16 protein-coding genes and 1 tRNA gene are annotated in these 15689 nt (G+C 76.0%); 7 read left to right on the top strand and 10 right to left on the bottom strand.

All coding sequences use genetic code 11. The annotated features are described in order from the left end of the window. The first annotated feature begins 44 nt into the window (after positions 1-44). Genes cysS through CSPHI_RS10210 form a run of 3 tightly spaced genes read left to right on the top strand, consistent with a single transcriptional unit; the run spans position 45 to position 3229 of the window. Positions 45-1460: a cysteine--tRNA ligase gene (gene cysS, locus CSPHI_RS10220; RefSeq protein WP_075693018.1), complete on the top strand. Its 1416-nt coding sequence runs from the start codon at positions 45-47 to the stop codon at positions 1458-1460. Continuing rightward, a complete protein-coding gene (rlmB, locus tag CSPHI_RS10215; protein WP_075693016.1) occupies positions 1461-2408 on the top strand; it encodes a 23S rRNA (guanosine(2251)-2'-O)-methyltransferase RlmB in 948 nt (315 codons plus the stop codon). After that, positions 2408-3229 (top strand): DNA adenine methylase, encoded by an 822-nt coding sequence (locus tag CSPHI_RS10210; protein WP_075693014.1) that lies wholly within the window; start codon positions 2408-2410, stop codon positions 3227-3229. The genes rlmB and CSPHI_RS10210 overlap by 1 nt, the downstream gene beginning before the upstream one ends. A gap of 189 nt (positions 3230-3418) precedes the next feature. Here the strand turns inward: CSPHI_RS10210 and CSPHI_RS10205 are convergent, their stop codons facing one another. The 3 genes from CSPHI_RS10205 to CSPHI_RS10195 are packed head-to-tail and all read right to left on the bottom strand — an operon-like array spanning position 3419 to position 5976. Beyond that, positions 3419-4291, bottom strand: a complete 873-nt coding sequence (locus CSPHI_RS10205; RefSeq protein ID WP_075693012.1) for a metal ABC transporter permease — start codon at positions 4289-4291, stop codon at positions 3419-3421. Then, positions 4288-4959 carry a metal ABC transporter ATP-binding protein gene (locus tag CSPHI_RS10200; protein ID WP_075693011.1) on the bottom strand — a complete coding sequence of 224 codons (672 nt, stop codon included), beginning with the start codon at positions 4957-4959 and terminating at the stop codon, positions 4288-4290. Before CSPHI_RS10200 ends, CSPHI_RS10205 begins: the two co-directional genes overlap by 4 nt. A gap of 3 nt (positions 4960-4962) precedes the next feature. Further along, entirely contained in the window at positions 4963-5976 is a 1014-nt protein-coding gene (locus tag CSPHI_RS10195) for a metal ABC transporter solute-binding protein, Zn/Mn family (RefSeq protein ID WP_075693009.1), read from the bottom strand. Positions 5977-6073: 97 nt separating this feature from the next. Here CSPHI_RS10195 and CSPHI_RS10190 point away from each other — a divergent pair, with 97 nt between their 5' ends. Further along, on the top strand, positions 6074-7165 hold the full coding sequence (locus tag CSPHI_RS10190) for a LacI family DNA-binding transcriptional regulator (protein WP_075693007.1): 1092 nt from the start codon (positions 6074-6076) through the stop codon (positions 7163-7165). 25 nt (positions 7166-7190) lie between these two features. Here CSPHI_RS10190 and otsB read toward each other — a convergent pair whose 3' ends face one another. Then, positions 7191-7976 (bottom strand): trehalose-phosphatase, encoded by a 786-nt coding sequence (otsB, locus tag CSPHI_RS10185; protein WP_211274665.1) that lies wholly within the window; start codon positions 7974-7976, stop codon positions 7191-7193. 71 nt (positions 7977-8047) lie between these two features. Here otsB and CSPHI_RS10180 point away from each other — a divergent pair, with 71 nt between their 5' ends. Beyond that, on the top strand, positions 8048-8644 hold the full coding sequence (locus tag CSPHI_RS10180; protein WP_084210374.1) for a flavin reductase family protein: 597 nt from the start codon (positions 8048-8050) through the stop codon (positions 8642-8644). Between the two features lie 13 nt (positions 8645-8657). Here CSPHI_RS10180 and CSPHI_RS10175 read toward each other — a convergent pair whose 3' ends face one another. Further along, the gene (locus tag CSPHI_RS10175; protein WP_075693005.1) at positions 8658-9587 is read right to left on the bottom strand and encodes a D-isomer specific 2-hydroxyacid dehydrogenase family protein; all 930 of its coding nucleotides are present in this window, start codon (positions 9585-9587) and stop codon (positions 8658-8660) included. A 138-nt stretch (positions 9588-9725) separates the two neighbouring features. Between CSPHI_RS10175 and CSPHI_RS10170 the strand changes: the two genes are divergently transcribed. Continuing rightward, positions 9726-10298 carry a DUF4442 domain-containing protein gene (locus CSPHI_RS10170; protein WP_075693003.1) on the top strand — a complete coding sequence of 191 codons (573 nt, stop codon included), beginning with the start codon at positions 9726-9728 and terminating at the stop codon, positions 10296-10298. A 31-nt stretch (positions 10299-10329) separates the two neighbouring features. Here CSPHI_RS10170 and CSPHI_RS10165 read toward each other — a convergent pair whose 3' ends face one another. The 4 genes from CSPHI_RS10165 to thrE all read right to left on the bottom strand — a co-directional run bounded on the left by CSPHI_RS10165 (position 10330) and on the right by thrE (position 14302). Beyond that, positions 10330-10827, bottom strand: coding sequence for an META domain-containing protein (locus tag CSPHI_RS10165; protein ID WP_075693001.1), 498 nt, complete (start codon positions 10825-10827; stop codon positions 10330-10332). Beyond that, complete coding sequence (locus CSPHI_RS10160; protein WP_075692999.1) at positions 10824-12293, bottom strand: alpha,alpha-trehalose-phosphate synthase (UDP-forming); 1470 nt, start codon at positions 12291-12293, stop codon at positions 10824-10826. Before CSPHI_RS10160 ends, CSPHI_RS10165 begins: the two co-directional genes overlap by 4 nt. 1 nt (position 12294) lies before the next feature. After that, a complete protein-coding gene (locus CSPHI_RS10155) occupies positions 12295-12729 on the bottom strand; it encodes a hypothetical protein (protein WP_075692998.1) in 435 nt (144 codons plus the stop codon). Between the two features lie 82 nt (positions 12730-12811). Further along, positions 12812-14302: a threonine/serine exporter ThrE gene (thrE, locus tag CSPHI_RS12715; RefSeq protein ID WP_075692996.1), complete on the bottom strand. Its 1491-nt coding sequence runs from the start codon at positions 14300-14302 to the stop codon at positions 12812-12814. An 82-nt stretch (positions 14303-14384) separates the two neighbouring features. Here thrE and CSPHI_RS10145 point away from each other — a divergent pair. Further along, positions 14385-14460: transfer RNA gene (locus CSPHI_RS10145), tRNA-Thr, on the top strand. Between the two features lie 62 nt (positions 14461-14522). Here CSPHI_RS10145 and CSPHI_RS10140 read toward each other — a convergent pair. After that, a complete protein-coding gene (locus tag CSPHI_RS10140) occupies positions 14523-15566 on the bottom strand; it encodes a tyrosine-type recombinase/integrase (RefSeq protein WP_157118534.1) in 1044 nt (347 codons plus the stop codon). Between the last annotated feature and the right edge of the window lie 123 nt (positions 15567-15689).

Here is a 15689-nt window from a genome sequence, read left to right as displayed (position 1 = left end):
GCGCGGCGCCGGGGGCCGCCGGCGCGCCCGCTATGCTCGGGGACGTGACCTTCCGCATCCACGACACCGCCACCCGCAGCCTGCGCGAATTCACCCCGGTGCGGCCCGGCCGGGCCTCGGTGTACCTGTGCGGGGCCACCCCGCAGACCATCCCGCATATCGGCCACCTGCGCTCCGGGGTCGCCTTCGACGTGCTGCGCCGGTGGCTCAGCGCCAAGGGCTACGACGTCGCCTTCGTGCGCAACGTCACCGACATCGACGACAAGATCCTGGTCAAGGCCGCCGAGCACGGCCGGCCCTGGTGGGAGTGGGCGGCCACCCACGAACGCGAGTTCACCCGCGCCTACGATCTGCTCGGCGTGCTGCCGCCCTCCGTGGAGCCCCGGGCCACCGGGCACGTCCCGCAGATGATCACCTACATGCGCCGGCTCATCGACGCCGGCTTCGCCTACCCCGCCGAGGGCTCGGTGTGGTTCGACGTGGACGCCTGGGCGGGCTCCGCCGGCGGGGACTACGGCTCGCTCTCCGGCAACCGGGTCGCCGAGATGGAGCAGGGCGAACCCGATGCCCGCGGCAAGCGCGGGGCCCACGACTTCGCGCTGTGGAAGGCCGCCCGGCCCGGGGAGCCGGCCTGGGACACCCCCTGGGGGCCGGGCCGGCCCGGCTGGCACCTGGAGTGCTCGGCGATGGCCACCTACTACCTGGGCGCCGAATTCGACATCCACTGCGGCGGGCTGGACCTGCAGTTCCCGCATCACGAGAACGAGATCGCGCAATCGCACGCCGCCGGCGACGGCTTCGCCCGGTACTGGATGCACAACCACTGGGTGACCATGGCCGGGGAGAAGATGAGCAAATCCCTGGGCAACGTGCTCTCCGTGGACCGGATGCTGGAGCTGGTGCGCCCGGTGGAGCTGCGCTACTACCTGGGCAGCGCGCACTACCGCTCGGTGCTGGAGTACTCCGAGGAGGCGCTGCGCGAGGCCGCCGCCGGCTACCGGCGGATCGAGTCCTTCCTGGACCGGGTCGGCGCGGTGGACCCCGGGGAGCTCCCGGCGGCGTTCACCGCCGCGATGGACGAGGACCTGGCGGTGCCGCGGGCGCTGGCGGAGATCCACGGCGCGGTGCGCGAGGGCAACCGGGCCCTGGCCGCCGGCGACGACGCCGCCGCCCGGCGGATCGCCGCGGCGGTGCGCGCGATGACCGCGGTCCTCGGCGTGGACCCGCAGTCGGCGCAGTGGTCCGGCGGCGCCGGCGCCGGCGCCGACCGGGGGGCCGCCGCGGCGCGGGCCGCCCTGGAGTCGCTCATCGCCGAGCAGCTCGCGCTGCGCGCCACCGCCCGCGCGGAGCGCGATTTCGCCACCGCGGACGCGGTGCGCGACCGGCTCGCCGCCGCCGGCGTGACGGTCACCGACACCCCCGAGGGCCCGCAGTGGTCCCTGACCGCCGAGGAGGACTAGATGGCGCGCAAGAACCCCCGACCCGGACGGGCCGGCGGGCCCGGCAAGGGCTCCGCGGCCCGCCCGGACCGGGCCAAGGGCCGGCCCCGCGGCCTGGACGGGCGCGGGCCCACCCCCAAGGCGGAGGACCGGGTCTACCACAAGGCGCACCAGCGCAAGCAGGAGCGGCGCCGCCGCGACCAGGGCCGGCACGTCAAAGCGGAGGGCCCGGAGCTGGTGGTCGGCCGCAACCCGGTCGTGGAGTGCCTGCGCGCGAAGGTGCCCGCGGCGCAGCTGTTCGTGGCCCTGGGCACCGACAACGACGAGCGGCTCACCGAGGCGGTGCGGGTGTGCGGGGACCGCGGGATCGCCGTCAACGAGGTGCCCCGCCATGAGCTCGACCAGATGACCGGCTCCCCCCAGCACCAGGGCATCGGGCTGCAGATCCCGCCCTACCGCTACGCCGAGGTCGCGGATCTGCTGGACCGGGCCGGCGCCTCCGGCGCCCCGGGGCTCATCGTCTGCCTGGACAACATCACCGATCCGCGCAACCTCGGCGCGGTGATCCGCTCCACCGCCGCCTTCGGCGGGCACGGGGTGGTCATCCCGGCGCGGCGCTCGGCCTCGGTGACCGCGGTGACCTGGCGCACCTCCGCCGGGGCGGCGGCGCGGGTGCCGGTGGCCCGGGCGACGAACATGGTGCGCGCGCTCAAGCAGCTGCAGCAGGCCGGCTACCAGGTGATCGGCCTGGACGCCGGCGCGGACGTGGTGCTCGACGACTACGACGGCACCACGCCGACCGTGGTGGTCGTCGGCTCCGAGGGCAAGGGCCTGTCCCGGCTGGTGCGGGAGACCTGCGACACCATCGTGTCCATCCCGATCGGCGCGGGCGTGGAGTCGCTCAACGCCGCGGTGGCGGCGGGGGTGACCCTGGCCGAGTTCGCCCGGCAGCGCCGGGCGCGGGGCTAGTGGCCGCCCCGGTCCTGAAATGGGCCGGCGGCAAGCGCCGCCTGCTGCCGGAGATCCGCGCCCGGATCCCGGAGCGCCTCGGCGTCTACCACGAGCCCTTCCTCGGCGGCGGCGCGGTGCTGCTGGATCTGCAGCCCGCCCGGGCCCGCGCCGGCGACGTCAACGCCGAGCTGATCGGGATGCTCGCCGTGGTCCGCGATGAGCTGCCGGCGCTGCTCGCGGCGCTGCGCGGGCATGCCGCGGCGCATTCCCCGGAGCACTACTACGCGGTGCGCGCGATGGACCGCGGGCCCGACTGGGCCGGGGTGGACCCGGTGACCCGCGCGGCCCGGCTGCTCTACCTCAACAAGACCTGCTTCAACGGGCTGCACCGGGTGAACCGGGCCGGGCACTTCAACGTGCCCTACGGGCGCTACCGCAACCCCAACATCGTCAACGAGGCCGGGTTGCGCGCCGCCCACGACTACCTCGTCGGCGCCGGGGTTGAGCTGGCGGTGGCCGGGTTCGAGCAGACCTGCGCGGCCGCCGGCCGCGGCGACTTCGTCTACCTGGACCCGCCCTATGACGTGGTCAGCGACACCGCGAACTTCACCGGCTACGCCGCCGCCGGCTTCGGCCGCGCCGAGCAGAGCCGGCTGCGGGAGGTCTGCGCGGAGCTCGACGCCCGCGGGGCGCGGTTCCTGCTCTCCAATGCGGCGACCGGGTTCATCCGGGAGCTCTACGCGGACTACCGGGTGGAGATCGTGCAGGCCCCGCGGGCGATCAACGCCAACGCGGCCCGCCGCGGCAAGGTCGACGAGGTGCTGGTGCGCAATTTCTGACCCCGCCCCCCGGCGGCGGTTTCGGCCCCGGCTCGGGGGCCGGGTTCGGCGCACCGAACACCAAGGCCGCCCATATCCGGCACGGCCACGCTAAACTACCGATCGTGCGGCCGCCCCCGGGTGGGCCGCCACGGCCGCGGCCGGATCCGTTCTGCGACGCGAATCCGGCCGCGGCCGCACCCGATCCCGCTAGGGCGCGGCCCGCCCGGCGGCCCCCGCCGCCGGATCCGCCGCCGGGGCGGCCTCCAGCCGGCGATCGCGCACCGCCGCCACCGCCCGGCACACCAGGTAGATGGCGAAGGAGATGGCGGTGACGAACACGCTCACCGGCACCCCCGGGGCCAGGGAGAGCAGCACCCCGCCGACCGCGGCGAGCTCGGCGAAGACCACCGAGAGCACCAGCGCCCGGGTGGGCGAGGAGGTCACCCGCACCGCGGCCGCGCCCGGGGTGATGAGCAGGCTGGTGATGAGCAGCGCCCCGACGATCTGCACCCCCTGGGCGGCGGTGAGCCCGACCAGCACCGCGAAGACCACCGCGATGGAGCGCACCGGCACCCCGCAGGCCTCGGCCATCGCCGGGTCCGCGGAGGCGAAGAGCAGCGGCCGCCGGAGCAGCGCCACCGTGGCCACCACCGCCACCGCGACGAGGGCGAGCAGCTGCACCGAGGCGGAGGTCAGGCCGACGATCTGCCCGGTGAGCAGCGCGAAGGCGGTGGAGGTGCGCCCCGGGTAGAGGTGGATGAACAGCACCGACAGGCCCAGGCCGAAGCCCAGCACCACGCCCACCACCGCATCATCGCGGCCGCGGCCGCCGAGCAGGGCGAGCACCACCGCGGCGAGCACCGAGCCGGCCACCGCCCCGGCGCCGACGTGGAACCCGAGGAGCAGCGCCGCGGAGGCGCCCATCAGGGCCAGTTCGGAGGTGCCGTGCACGGTGAAGCTCATCCGGCGCATCACCACCAGCGGGGCGACGACCCCGGAGACCACGCCGAGCAGGGCGGCGGCCAGCAGCGCCGACTGCACGAAGCCGACCCCGAGCAGATCCAGGGTGGTCGCGATCATGGCCGCACCCCCGGATCCGCGGCGGCCGGCTCGGCCACGCCGAGCCCGGCGAGCGTCGCCGGGTCGAGGATCTCCTCCGGCGGGCCCAGCCGGTGCCCGCCGCGGCCCAGGTGCAGCACCCGGTCGGCGACGCCGAGCACCGGGGCCACCGCATGGGTGACCAGCACCACCGCCGCCCCGGCGTCCCGGCAGGCGGCCAGCCGGCCCATGGTGGCCCGCTGCGCGGCGGCGTCGAGGCTGAGCAGCGGCTCATCGGCGAGGATCAGCCGGGGTTCGCGCACCAGGGCCTGGGCCTGCCGGACCAGCTGCTGCTGGCCCCCGGACAGGGTGCCCACCCGGCGGTCGGCCAGGCCGGCGGCGCCGACCTCGGCCAGCGCCCGGGTCACCCGGACCCGGTCCCGGCCGGCGCGGCCGGCGGCGAGGGAGACCAGATCGCGCACCCGCATCGGCAGATCCCGGGGGAACATCCGCTGCTGCGGGATCCAGCCCACCGGGCCCTCGGCGAGCACGCTGCCGCGGCTGAGCGCGCGGGTGCCCAGGGCGCAGGCGAGCAGGGTGGATTTGCCGCAGCCGTTGGGGCCGACCACGGCGAGGAAGCCCCCGGCGGGCACCTCCAGGTCGAGATCGCGCCACAGCGGCTCCGCCGCGGCGCCGGTGAAGCGCAGCACGCCTCAGCCGATCCCGGCGAACTCGTCGACGGTGCGCCGGTACAGATCCAGGAAGTCCTCCTCGGCGGAGGGCGACTCCCACACCTCGATCACCGGCACCCCGGCGGCGTGGGCGGCGTCGACCAGCCGCTTGGCGACCTGGTCGGCGGTCTGCGGGGCGTCCACCAGGACATCGAGATCCCCGGATTCGATGAGCCGCAGCATGGCGTTGACATCCGCCGCCGCGGGGGTGGATTCGCTGAGCCCGGAGGAGCGGAAGCCCGCCGGGGTGACCTCGCGCATCGCGGTGCCCTCCAGGATCCCGTCGGCGATCGGGTGGGTCTGCGCCACCCGCAGCCCGCCCACGTCCTCCTTGGCCTCCCGGATCTCCGCGATCCGCTCCTCCAGATCGGCGGCGTCGGCGGCGTCCGGGTCGTCCATCTCCCCGTCGACCACGCGCTCCAGCTCCGCGCCGACCCGGGCCAGGGCGTCCAGGTCGTACCAGATGTGCTCGTTGACCTCGCCGTCGTGGTGGTGCCCCCCGGCCCCGTGGCCGTGGTCGGCGTGCCCCCCGGTGGCGCCATCATGATCCTGGTCGTGGCCGTGGTCATGGTCGTCGTGGTCGTGGCCGTCGCGGTCCCCGCCGTCGAGCGCGGAGACCACGGTGGCGCCGGTGTCCCCGGCGGCGCGGGTCAGCCACACGTCGTAGTGGCCGCCGCCGGCGAGCAGCACGTCGGCGTCCTCCACCAGGGCCATGTCCGCGGCGGTGGGCTCGTAGGAGTGCGGGTCGGCGTCATTGCCGGCGATGATCGCGGTGATCGCCACCCGGTCGTCGTCGACGACGTGGGCGGCGATGTCGGACCAGACCTTGGTGGAGGCGACGATGCTCAGCTCGGCGTCCTCCGGGGCGGGCCCGCGGTCCCCGCCGGCGGTGACCGAGCCCTGCGCGGAGCAGGCGGCCAGGGCGGCGGCGGCGAGGGCGGCGGCGGCCGCGCGCAGGGCGCGGCCGCGGTCTCGGGCGGGGGTGCGGGTGCTCATGGTGCACACCTAACCACCGCATGAAAACGGTTGTCAATTGCGGCAGGGCCGGTCCGGGGCGGGCCGCGCCCGCGCCGGGCCGGGTAGATTCGGGGGCGTGACCGATGCCCCCCGCCGCCGCGCCCGCGGCACCCTGGCGTCCATCGCCGCCGAGGTCGGCGTCTCCCGCACCACCGTCTCCAACGCGTACAACCGGCCCGGCCAGCTCTCCCCGGAACTGCGCGAGCACATCCTCGCCGTGGCCCGCCGGCAGGGCTACCCCGGGCCCGACCCGATGGCCCGCAACCTGCGCACCCGCCGCGCCGGGGCGGTGGGGGTGCTCTTCACCGAGGAGCTCTCCTTCGCCTTCGAGGACACCGCCAGCGTGGACTTCCTCGCCGGGCTGGCCGCCGAATGCGGGGCCCGGGAATCCAGCCTGCTGGTGATCCCCGCCTCCTCCGGGGCGGGCGAGGCCGGGGCGGACCTGATCCGGGGCGCGGCGGTGGACTCCATGGTGGTCTACTCCGTCGCCGACGACGATCCCTTCCTGGACATCGTGGCCCGCCGCGGGCTGCCCACGGTGATCTGCGACCAGCCCACCGACCGGGCGGGGCTGCCCTTCGTCGGCATCGACGACCGGGCCGCGATCCGGCCGGCGGTGCGCCGCCTGGTGGAGCTGGGCCACCGCCGGGTCGGGATCCTCTCGGTGCGGCTCTCCCGCACCCAGCGCGACGGCCCGGTGCACCGCCGGGACCTCGCCGAGGCGCACCACCATGTGCAGCGCTTCCGGATCGAGGGGGCGCTCGCGGAGCTCGCCGCCGGCGGGGTGGACCCGGACGCGGTGCCGATCATCGGCCGGCACCTGAACAACCCGGCGGCCAACGACTCCGCCGCCGCGGAGCTGCTCGACGCCCACCCCGGGCTCACCGCCGTGGTGTGCACCACCGACACCCAGGCGCTGGCGGTGCTGCGCGCCGCCGCCGCCCGCGGCATCCGGGTGCCCGAGGAGCTCTCCGTCACCGGCTTCGACGGCATCGAGCTGGCCCGGGCGGCGAACCTCACCACCATCGTGCAGCCGAACCGGGAGAAGGGCCGCGCCGCCGGCCGGGCCCTGTTCGCCGGGGGACCCCGCCGGGTGATCCTGGACACCCGCCTCGAGCCCGGCGGCACCGTGGCCCCGCCGCGGCCCGAGGCGGCGGCGGGGCGGTAGCGCCGCCGCGGCCGGCGGGGGCGGCTCAGCCGCCGAGGGCGCGGCCGCGGGCGGCGACCAGCTCGGCGAGCAGCCGGGTCACCGCGGTGGGGTTGGGCACCCGGAACCGGGCTGCGGTGGGCCCGTCCAGCTCGGAGCCGACCTTCACGCCCACGTCCCCGCGGCGCAGCACCCGCAGCGCGGTCTCGTCGGTGACGTCATCGCCGATGAAGAGCACCCGCTGCCCGGGCCGCCGGGCGGCGTCGAGGAAGCTGCCCTTGGTCACGTCCAGCACGGTGACCTCCAGCACGTCCTTGCCCGGGGTGACGTGCAGGCCGGCGATGGCGCGGACGAAGGAGTGCCCGCGGTCCAGCACCCGGGCCCGGCGCACCGGATCCTCCACGCCCCGCACGTGCAGCACCCGCCCGGCGGGCTTGCGCTCCACCCGGGCGCCCGCCGACGCCGGATCGGCGACCAGCTGCCCCCAGCGCAGGTCGATCGCCTCCAGCAGCGCCGACTCCGCCGCATCCAGGGCCAGGCCCTCCTCCGGTTCCGCGCCGTGGCTGCCCACCAGGCGCACCCGGGGGCCCATCTGGGCGACGTAGCGCAGCTCCTTGAGCTGCCGGCCGGAGAGCAGCATCACCTCCGTGCCGGGCAGCGCGGAGATGTCGTCGAGCAGCGCCACCGTGCCCGGCCGGGGCCGGGCGGCCAGCGGATCGTCGACGAGCTCGGCGAGGGTGCCGTCGAAGTCGAGGGCGAGCAGCAGCCGCTCGGCGGCGGCGATGTCGGCCATCGCCGCGGCGAGGGTCTCGGGTTCCGTCGCGGGGCTCACCCCGCCCACGATAGCCGCCGCCGCGACCGCCCCGGGGCGGCCCCGCGGGGGCGGGGGGTACCATGCCCGGCATGGCCGACGACGACACGGGAGAGCACGCGAACCGGGCGCACGCCGCCCATGAGCTGCCGGCGACGGTGCCGCGCCTGGACGAGCTGCACATCCGCCGGGCGCTGGGCGAATTCGCCACCGGGGTGTCCCTGGTCACCACCGCCGACGAGCACGGCCCCGCCGGGTTCGCCTGCCAGTCCTTCTCCTCGCTGAGCCTGGACCCGCCGCTGGTGCTGTTCACGGTGATGCGCAGCTCCCGGACCTGGCCGCGGATCGCCGAGACCGGCCGCTTCGCGGTGAACGTGCTCGCCGAGGAGCAGCGGCCGCTGTCCGAGGCCTTCGGCCGCCGCGGCGCGGACAAGTTCGCGCACGGCACCTGGGCGACCTCCCCGCTGGGCAACCCGGTGCTGCACGGCTGCGTGATCTGGATCGACTGCGAGCTGATCGCGGTGCACGACGGCGGCGACCACCACATCGCGGTGGGCCGGATCCGGGACCTGGGCCACCGGGAGAAGGCCAAACCGCTGGTCTACCACCGCGGCTCCTACGCGGGCCTGGCCGCCGCCGGCCGGGACGCCCCCGCCGACCAGCTCTCCCGGCAGCGGCCCAGCGTCTGAGGGCCGCCCCGGCTCAGTAGCCCCGGCCCGGGCGCACCCCGGTCAGCGGCTCCCGGCCGGTGCGCAGCCGCCGGTGGTTCTCCGCCACCAGCGGGGCCAGCAGCGCGTCCGTGGAGGCCCGGGTGTTCGCGGTGTGCGGGGTGATCAGCACATTCGGCATCGCCCACAGCGGATGCCCGTCCGGCAGCGGCTCCGGATCGGTGACGTCGAGCCCGGCCCCGCCGAGCCGGCCGGAGTCCAGGGCGTCGACCAGGGCGGCGGTGTCCACCACCGGGCCGCGGGCGACGTTCACCACCACCGCGCCGGGGCGCAGCCGGGCCAGCGCGGCGGCGTTCACCAGCCCCCGGGTGTCCTCGGTGAGCGGGCAGCACACCACCAGGTGGTCCGCCTCCGCCCACAGCCGGTCCAGCTCGGCGAAGGCGGCGCTGCGCCGCGCCCCGGGCACCTCCCGGCCGGAGCGGGTCACCGCGATCGCCTCCGCGCCCAGCGCCCGCAGCGCCGGGATCAGCCGCGCCCCGATCCCGCCGGCGCCGAGCACCAGCACCCGGGCCCCATCCAGCCAGCGGGTGCCGGCGTCCATCGCCGGCTGCGCGGACCAGGAGCCGGCGCGCACCGTGGTGGGGTGCATGTGCAGCACCGACAGCAGCAGCGCCAGCGCCGATTCGGCGACCTGCAGCCCGAAGGCCCCGGCCGCGTTGGTCCAGCGGCGCTCCGGCTCGGCGGCGATCCGCGCCGCGAAGGGCTCCACCCCCGCCTGGCAGAACTGCACCCAGCGCACCGCCTCGGGCAGCGCCGGCAGCCCCGAGCCGTCCGGGGAGTCCGGGAATTCCGTGGTGTAGACGAGCGCCTCCGCCGAGTCGAGGTCGTCGACCAGCTCGGCGCCGTCGGCGGCGAGCGCCGCGGCGATGCGGGGGGAGGGATCCTGACCTATGAAAACGCGCATTCCCCGGTTCTACCCCCCGCCGGTCGGCGGCGGCGACTAGGGTGTCGGCAACCGGCCGGGGCGCCCGCGCCCCGGTGCCGCGACGAGACCCTGGAGGATGCCGTGCCCGCCTGGCCCCCGAGACGACTGAAGCGATGGATGCGCTGGTGGCCGCCGTACCTCGGCGCCGGGGTGCGCATCGTGGAGGCCGCCGACGACGGCACCCGGCTGGTGGTGGAGCACCGCTTCCGCTTCTGGAACCAGAACGGGGTGGGCGTGGTCTTCGGCGGCACCATGCAGGCGATGACCGACCCCTTCTTCATGCTGCTGGCGATGCACCAGCTCGGCCCCGGCTACGTGGTCTGGGACGTCGAGGGCGCCATCGAGTACCTGCGCCCCGGCACCGGGGACGTCCGCGCGGTCATCGAGATGCCCCCGGAGGCGATCGAGGAGGTGCGGGCCGCCTGCGCCGACAGCCGCGGGCACCGGCGCTGGTTCAGCTGCGACGTGGTCGACGACGAGGGCGAGGTGATCGCCCACGTCCGGCGCCGGGTGTACTTCCGGCGCAAGCCGCCCAAGGGCGGCGCGGCGGCGCGCCCCGGCGCGGCGGAGCCGCTGCCCGAGCGGGAGCGCCGCCTCGGCGAGGCCGCCAGCGGGGAGCACGCCTTCGGGCTGGCCGGGGAACCCGAGCCGGACCACCGCGAGCACCGCCACGGCGGCCGGGGGGACTGACCCGGCGGCCGCCGGGGCGGTGCGGGGGGAATCAGTCCGCGGCGCGGGGCGGTTCGGCCACCGCGGCGAAGCCCGCCCCGGCGGCGGGGTCGTCGGCGTCGTCCGCGGGCACCGCGGTGGCGCGCAGTTCGCCCCCGCGCACCCGCACCTCGTGGGTGCCGGGCAGCACCGTGCGCAGCCGCCGGTCGTAGACCCGGATCGCGTCCGTGCAGGGGGTGGCCGCCGGGGCGGTGGCGTCCACCCGGGGCGGGCGGATCCGCACCAGGGAATCGCTCGGCCAGTCCAGCTCCCCGGAGAACTCCCCGCAGGGCGAGGAGCCGGTGTAGGAGCTGGCGCCGAGCACCAGCACCGGGGCCCCGGCGGGCTCCGCCGGGCCGGTGGGCAGCCCCGGATCGTCGAAGACCCCGGTCACCTGCCAGGCGGTGCCGCGCGCCGCCGGCTCCGGATCCGCGCCGGCGCAGCCGGCGGCGGCCAGGGCGAGCGCGCCGAGCGCCGCGGCGGCGCGCAGGCCGGTGCCGCGCCGGCTCACCGGGGGCCTCCCCCGGCATGCGCGGCGGCCAGCTCCTCCAGGAAGGCCCCCGCCCACAGGTCCACGTCATGGTCCCGGACCTGGGCGTGCATCCGGGCCATCCGCTCCCGGGCGTCGGCCGGGTCGGCGTGCACCGCGGCCATCACCGCGCGTTTGACCGACTCGATGTCATGCGGGTTGCACAGGTGCGCCCCGTCGAGCTCGGTGGCCGCCCCGGTGAACTCGGAGAGCACCAGCGCCCCGGAGGCGTCGCCGTGGCAGGCCACGTACTCCTTGCACACCAGGTTCATCCCGTCGCGCAGCGCGGTGACCAGCATGATGTCCGCGGCCCGGTAGAGCTCCAGGAGCCGGTCGAAGGCCACCGGGCGGTGGATGTAGTGGATCACCGGCCGGCCCAGTTCGGCGAAGCGGCCGTTGATCCGGCCGACGGCGTGCTCCACCTCGGCGCGCAGCCGCCGGTAGTCGGCGACCCGCTCCCGGGAGGGGGTGGCCACCTGCACCAGCACCGTCTCCGCCGGGTCCAGCGCCCCGGTGGCCAGCAGCTCCTCGAAGGCCTCCAGGCGGCGCAGGATGCCCTTGGTGTAGTCCAGCCGGTCCACCCCGGCGAGCAGCACCGCCGGATCCCCGGTGAGCCGGCGCACCCGGGCGGCGTCGGCCCGGCCGGCGCGCTCGATCACCTTCGCCGAGTCGATGGAGATGGGGAAGGAGCCCACCCGCACCCGGCGGCCGTCCGGGGCGGTGACCGCCCCGGTGGCCCGGCGCACCGAGGAGGCCCCGGTGACCTCCAGGGTGTCCGGCAGCCCGGTGTGCGCGGAGCCGTGGCCGGGGATGTTGCGGCACAGCTCCAGGAAGTTGTCCGCGCAGGAATCCAGGTGGAAGCCCACCAGGTCCGCGCCGAGCAGGCCCCGGATCACCTCCTCCCGCCAGGGCAGCTGGCGGAAGATCTCGGGGGCGGGGAAGGGGATGTGCAGGAAGAAGCCGATGGTGAGATCCGGGCGCAGCTGGCGCAGGATCCCGGGCACCAGCATCAGCTGGTAGTCCTGCACCCACACCGTGGCGCCGTGGTCGGCGCGCTCGGCGGCGGCCAGCGCGTAGCGGTGGTTGACCTCCCGGTAGGACTCCCACCAGTCGCCCTCGTAGCGGGGGGCGACGATGAGCCCGTGCAGCAGCGGCCACAGGGTGGCGTTGGCGAAGCCCTCGTAGAAGCGCTCGTAGTCGTCGCCGTCGAGCTCCACCGGGTGCAGGTGCAGGCCCTCCTCGGTGACGATCTCGGCGGGGGCCTGCGGTTCGCCCTCCACCCCGGCGCGGGTGCCGGGCCAGCCCACCCAGGCGCCGCGCCGGGCGAGCAGCACCGGGGTCAGCGCGGTGACCAGCCCGCCGGGGCTGGCCTCCCAGGTGACGGTGCCGTCGGCGGCGGTGGCCGGGGCGACCGGGAGCCGGTTGGCGACGACGACCAGCTCAGCCATCTCAGGCCTCTTCGGCGGTCTTCTTCGCGGACGCCTTCGTGGCGGCGGTCTTCTTCGCGGTGGCCTTCTTGGCGGCGGTCTTCTTCGCGGTCGTCTTCTTGGCGGTGGCCTTCTTGGCGGTGGTCTTCTTCGCCGCCGCCTTCTTCGCGGTGGTCTTCTTCGCGGTGGTCTTGGTGGCCCGCTTGGCGGTCTTCTTCGTGGACTTGCGGGTGCGCTTCGCCGGCTTCGGGGCGTTCTCCGCCAGCCATTCGGCGTGCACCCGCTGGTAGTCCAGGCCCTCCGGCTCCACGCCGAGCATGCACATCAGGGTCACGCAGTCGTGGAAGTCCTCCGCCAGCGACGCGACGATCTTCCGCGCCCCCGCGGCGGTGCGTTCCTCGACCTTGACGAGGGCCTCGTTCTGGGCGGTGCGGGTGTCGGTGACCTTCGGCGGCACGAATCCTCCTGGTTGGGCTGCGGTGCAACTTCACCAGTGTACCAGCGCCGCCGGAACCCGGCCCGGCCCGCGCGGGCCGGGCTCAGCCGCGGTGGCGCCGGTGCCGGGGCCCGCGGGGCCGGCCCGCGGCCCGGGCGTCGCGGCGGGCGGCCCGGCGGGCCGCGGCGCCCGGATCCCGGCGGCGGCGTACCCGGGGCCGGATGATGTCCCCGGCCCGGGTGAGCACCCGCGGCCGGCGCAGCTGCCGGGCCACCCATTCGCCGAGCACGATGCCCGCGGCCAGTGCGGAGGCGGTGGCCAGGGCGGTGGCCAGGGCGGTGAAGCCCATCAGGGTCTGCTCGTGCAGCATCGAGTACAGGCCCCGGTAGATGGCCATGCCGGGCAGGAAGGGGGTGATCCCGGCCACCGCGGTGACCAGCGGCGGAATCGCCGCCCGGCGGGAGAGCAGGCCGCCGGCCAGGCCCACCGCGGTCGCCGCCACCGCCGCCCCGGCCACCGGGCCCAGGCCCACCGGCAGCAGCAGGTAGTAGTAGAGCATCGAGCCGAGCAGCGCGGTCGTCCCGGAGACGGCCACCGCCCGGCGGCCGCCCTGGCAGGCCAGGGTGAAGCTCATCGTGGCGATCACCCCGGCCACCACCTTCACCGTGGCCTGGGCCAGGCCCGGGGCGGGGGCGGCGTCCAGGGTGGGCAGGGTGATCCCGACCAGGGCGGCGAGCTCGAAGCCGAAGGCGATCCCGCCGATGATCCCGCCGGTGAGCAGCATGGTGTCGAAGAAGCGGGCGGAGCCGGTCACCGAGGCCCCGGTCATCCCGTCCTGCAGCGCCTGCACCAGGGTCAGCCCGGCGAGCATCACGATGATCCCGGAGGCGACCACCCGCGAGGGCGGCAGCGCGTAGCCCAGCTGGGCGGCGATCTCGAAGGCGGCGGCCGCGGCGGTGGCGGCGATGAACCCGCCGGCGGCGTTCTGGAAGAAGGCGGGCAGCCCGCGCAGCGCCAGCGCGCCCATCGCGGTGACGATGGCCAGGGTGACCACCATGGTCACCGCCGCCACCGGCAGATTCGAGCCCAGCAGCACCGACACCGCCGCGGCCATCATCGCCCAACCGGAGTAGACCACCCGCATCCGGTGCTTCGGCGGGGCCCCCTCGATCTCGGCCATCTCGGCCAGGGCGTCGGCCAGGCACACCGTGCCGCCGCTGATCCGGCGCAGCAGGGAGTCCACCCGCTCCAGGCGGTGGAAGTCCAGGGTGGTGGAGTCCACCACCCGCAGCGCGGTCACCGGCAGCCGGCGGGCGCCGATCAGGTGGTAGACGGTCACCGAGGTGAAGGTGATGTCCACCTGCACCCGGGTCAGCCCGAAGGCGGCGGTGACCGCCTTGAGCTGCACCTCGGTGTCCCGGTTGCCGGTGCCGCAGGCCAGCAGCTCCCCGCCGATCCGCGCGGCGAGGTCCAGCACGTCGGTGACCTGGTCCGGATCGGTGTAGTCGATCGGGGCCAGGGGCAGCGGGGCGGCGGCCGCCCGGACCACGTCCACGGTGGCCCGGGGCCCGCGCAGCCAGTCCCGGATCGGCATCGGCGCCTCCTTCCCGCCGGTAGTCTAAACCGCCCTTGTAGCATTGCCCCCAGCGCGGCGGGGCAGCCCCCGCGGCGCGGTCGCCGGAGTGGCGCAACTGGTAGCGCGCCCGCCTTGTAAGCGGATGGTTGCGGGTTCGACCCCCGTCTCCGGCTCCATCACCCCAGTTCAGAGCGCTGACAGTCGGTGAGGTAGTCGCCCGTTCGGGTAAAAATGGCGATTAAGTGGCAAAATATTCATCCAACGCGGCGGCCACGTCCACCTCGACCAGCCGCTCGGCGTAGTGCGCCTCCGTGGTGCTGATTTTCGCGTGCCCCAGCTGCGCGGCTGCGGCGCGCAGATCGTCGCCGGCCACCGCCGTCGCCACCGTCCGCCGGAACGCGTGGGGGGTGGGGGCGGGGTCGGGGTAGGGCAGGCCCCGCTGGGCGGCGTAGGCGGCCACCGCGCGCATCGCGCGGTGCACCGCACCGGGGGCCACGGCCGTGCCCGCCGACGTGGCCCACACCGGGGCAGCGGGGTCAGCCCCCGCCGGCCGCCACTCCCGCAGGGTGGCGGCGGCGTAGCGGGGGAGGACCACCCGGCGTCGGCGGGCCAGCGTGCCGTGGCGGGTCTTTACGGGCCGCACCAGGAGGGACGGGGCAGCGTCATCGTCAAGGTCCAGGTCGCCCCACCGCATCGCGGTGGCCTCCGACACCCGCAGGCCGGTGCCAAGCAGGACCACGCAAAGCGCCCCCAGCCACGGGTGGCGGGGGCGGGGGCCGGGGATGTCGGGGTCATTGGTGCGCGCCGCCACCGCGGCGATGGTGTCGCGGACCTCGCCGGGGGTGAGGGCCTGGGGGTCACGGGCGGGGACGCGGGGTGGGGTGGTGGGGGTGATCGGGTCGTGCGCCACGACCTCCATCCGCAGCCCCCACTGCCACGCGCCGCGCAGGACCACCCGCGCCCGCCGCCACGATTGGGGCGTCATGCGGTCGGCGGCGGCCTGGACGGCGCGCGGCCCGACCTCCCGCAGCACCAAATCTCCCAGGTAGGGGGCTATTTGATGGTCCAAAGCCGCGCGGTAAATTCGCCGGCTGGCGGGGGACAGGTCGCCCTCGCGGGAGTCCAGCCACGCCCCCACCAGCTCGACCACGGTGGACGCGTCGGTGAGCCCGGCGGCGTCCCCGCCGGCGGTGTCCCCGTATCGCGTCCGCGCGGCCTCCTCCACCGCCGCCTGCCGCCACGCGATTCCCGCCGCCGCGCGGGACGCGCGGGTGCGGCTCACGCGCACGCGGGAGCCGTCGCGGCGGCGCACCTGCCCGCGGGCCTGAAAACCCCCGCCGGGGGCCGGCACGGTGCGACAGGTGCCGATGCTGCCTGGGGGGAGGGGTGGGCGGCCGCGGGCCAA

Origin of the sequence: Corynebacterium sphenisci DSM 44792, from assembly GCF_001941505.1 — a bacterium.
Lineage (GTDB): Bacteria > Actinomycetota > Actinomycetes > Mycobacteriales > Mycobacteriaceae > Corynebacterium > Corynebacterium sphenisci.
This window is presented reverse-complemented; position numbering and strand designations above follow the sequence as displayed.

Coding starts and splice junctions, on each gene's coding strand:
- CSPHI_RS10160 (WP_075692999.1), bottom strand. CDS start 12,293: ATGGCTGAGCTGGTCGTCGTCGCCAACCGGCTCCCGGTCGCCCCGGCC.
- CSPHI_RS10175 (WP_075693005.1), bottom strand. CDS start 9,587: ATGCGCGTTTTCATAGGTCAGGATCCCTCCCCCCGCATCGCCGCGGCG.
- CSPHI_RS10170 (WP_075693003.1), top strand. CDS start 9,726: ATGCGCTGGTGGCCGCCGTACCTCGGCGCCGGGGTGCGCATCGTGGAG.
- CSPHI_RS10205 (WP_075693012.1), bottom strand. CDS start 4,291: ATGATCGCGACCACCCTGGATCTGCTCGGGGTCGGCTTCGTGCAGTCG.
- thrE (WP_075692996.1), bottom strand. CDS start 14,302: ATGCCGATCCGGGACTGGCTGCGCGGGCCCCGGGCCACCGTGGACGTG.
- rlmB (WP_075693016.1), top strand. CDS start 1,461: ATGGCGCGCAAGAACCCCCGACCCGGACGGGCCGGCGGGCCCGGCAAG.
- CSPHI_RS10195 (WP_075693009.1), bottom strand. CDS start 5,976: ATGAGCACCCGCACCCCCGCCCGAGACCGCGGCCGCGCCCTGCGCGCG.
- CSPHI_RS10180 (WP_084210374.1), top strand. CDS start 8,048: ATGGCCGACGACGACACGGGAGAGCACGCGAACCGGGCGCACGCCGCC.